The sequence below is a fragment of the Candidatus Cloacimonadota bacterium genome (assembly GCA_020532355.1).
Taxonomy (GTDB): domain Bacteria; phylum Cloacimonadota; class Cloacimonadia; order Cloacimonadales; family Cloacimonadaceae; genus UBA5456.
This window is the reverse complement of the sequence record JAJBBD010000196.1, coordinates 1-2,668: the sequence shown is the minus strand read 5'-3', so window position 1 is coordinate 2,668 and position 2,668 is coordinate 1. Positions and strand designations below refer to the sequence as shown.

The window sequence follows — 2,668 nt, the reverse complement described above, 5'->3', positions numbered from 1 at the left end:
TGGTCATCGGTCAGATTCAGCAAGCGGGAAATGGCAATGCGGTCTTCAACTGGATCAAAGCCAAAATCTTTCTGTAAATCGTGCGGGATTGTAACATCGCTCAGTTTCTGGATGTTATAAGGTATAGGCCACTCCAGTTCTCTACGCAAGAATTCAACAAAATCCTCTTCGCATCGAACTTCGGCTATGGAATCCTTTTGAACTGGTCTGATCGTGTTTTGGTTCTTTTGCTTCTTTTTGTTCATTGATACTCCGGTTTCGTGGTCTCAATTTCGTCTTTGTTTACGTCCATCCAGGCTATTAGCCTCAATCCGCTGTAATCTTTAGCAGTATCGCCCATTTGTGACATGGTTACAGAACGACGGCTTTTAAGTTCGATCGCTTTAACATGGCGTTCTATCAGCAGTAACCTATCCCTGATGTAATCACAGTTTCGGCCATAGGATCTAGGGGTTTCAGGTTGAGATACGATAATTTTATCGATCAGCTCCATTGAACTGATTATTGTGTCTGATGCATCAGGCAGGAAATACCACTTCAATTCTCCCAGTTCAGTTCCCACACCGCTTTGAATTGCCGGTAAGCGATAGCAGGCAAAGATACCTGTGGTCCCAGTGGGAGTCTCTCGCACCGAGCTAAGCCTGAATGGCAGATCCTCAAGCTTCGCTTCCAGACCGGGATTTTGCTTCAATGCTTCATTGAGCAATAAACGCAGCCGTTCTTCCGTAGAGGGCTGACCTTCATAAGCGGCATTGAAGTCTTTCAGGGTCTTAAAGTGATCATCCGGTGTCAGCAGCTGCTGTCCTTCCAAACCGGTTGTTTCCGATATTCTCAGGACTTTGTGGGATACCCGGTTGTAGAGGCTGAGGATGTCTTCCAGCTCACGAGGTGGCAGGAAGTTCCAAAACCACATCTTGCCCCTCAAGTCTTTTTCTTCCGGCCTGGAAGCCAGGATTCTCTCTTCAACCTGGGGATTCATTCTTCTGTCCACGCGGCCAATGCGCTGCATCAAACGGACAGGATTCCAGTGCAGATCATAATTGATCAGCAGAAATGCTTCTTGCAGATTCAGTCCCTCAGCCAGGATATCGGTGGTAATCAGAACCCTGATGGGATAAGCTAGCGCTTTTTGATGTGTGCTTTCATCCAAGTAATTATAGTAAGGGGCAAAACGGCGTATCACTTCCAGACGGTCGACCTTGGTGCTGCTGTCGATCTCGAACAGGTTCCTTACGCCTGAGTCATTCAGCACCTTATACAAGTATCTGGCTGTATCACGGTACTCGGTGAAGATAAGCACCTTGTGCTTGCCCAGTAAAGGATCTCCAGTCACCAAAGCCTTCAATCTCTGGACCTTTTCATCATGCTCTGAGCTGGTATTTTTTAAATGATCCAGAAAGCTGATCAGGAGGTTCATATCCTGTTCCATATCCGCCAGCAGATCTTTGATCCGGAACAAACGCTTATCAAGATGAAAATCCGGATCAGTGATCAGATTTGCCAGAAAGTCCTCTTCTTCAGTATCTTCAGGCGAATACTTATGCTCATATCGTTCCGCCATATGCTTTTCCACAGTATACAACCACAGCGAGTTTGCTTCCTGCCATTTTGCATACCTGGCAGGGTCTAGCTCTTTATAGATGGCGATGTATTTGAGTAACAGGTCTTCGCAGGTGTATTGAAAAGCTACCCACGAACTTTCAAAGCGCTTCAGTATAGTCGTCCTCACTAGCCCGACCAATTGTTTCTGCTGATTTTCAGCCATTAGGTCTTCAGGTTTGTCCGAGGGCTTGTAACGATATGCCAGGGGGAAGTATATGGGGAATTTGAGCAAAGGGTCATCTGTCATAAAAACACGCTTGAGTTCATCCAGAAGCCCACCATAGGTAGCCTTCAATGAGTAGTCTGCCACGCGGGGAGGCTGACGGTCGGGGAACTGGATGTTCACAGATGACGACTTTTCCCGCTGGCGCACATAGGACCTGCTTCTTTGCACCACAACTTCCCGGAACAATGTGTCGTCACGCAGTATTCTTTCAGCATTGATTACGTCATAATCGGACTGCAGCATTGTCTCTGAACTATCGGGATTCATCAAAGTGCTGATTGCTCGTTCCTTTTGGATCAGATAGCCTCTGATGCTGTTGATTCCTAGGTTCTCAAAACGGTTATCCCTCTTGCGGATAAAGAAGTCCATCAGGTGCTGCAGGTCAAACAGGCTGTTATTAATTGGGGTGGCAGTGAGCAGGAAAACTATCTTGGATGCACTTATCTCAAATAGCTTCTCGTTTCTTTTTGAGGTCAGGTTCCTGAAATGGTGAGCTTCATCAATGATGACTGCATCGCAGTGATCGCGAATCTGATCAAACTCGGCGGGAAAATCTCTGTCTCCGGATGCCTTTCTTAGCAGATCGGTATGGTTATAGATTACGACTTGGTTACCAAACAGGCTGTTAGCTGAGGGGATATACTGCCGCACCAAAACTTCCCACACAGCTTCCCGGGTGGATTTTGGCACTATGATGGCTATCCTTTTACGGTCTTGAACGAGACGTTCGATCAGCATTAGGGCAATGAAGGTCTTGCCCAGGCCCACGCCATCGCAAAGCAAAGCCCCACCATACTTGGAGGCGATATGCAGCAATTGGCGGTAACCATCCTTTTGATA

The 2,668-nt window shown here is 47.0% G+C and carries 2 protein-coding genes; both read right to left on the bottom strand.

Annotation, left to right across the window (positions count from 1 at the left end; genetic code table 11):
• The coding region (locus LHW48_06960; GenBank protein ID MCB5260196.1) for a hypothetical protein at window positions 1-245 on the bottom strand (245 nt) is incomplete at its 3' end.
• The coding region (locus LHW48_06955; GenBank protein MCB5260195.1) for a DEAD/DEAH box helicase at window positions 242-2,668 on the bottom strand (2,427 nt) is incomplete at its 5' end. The genes LHW48_06960 and LHW48_06955, both read right to left, overlap by 4 nt.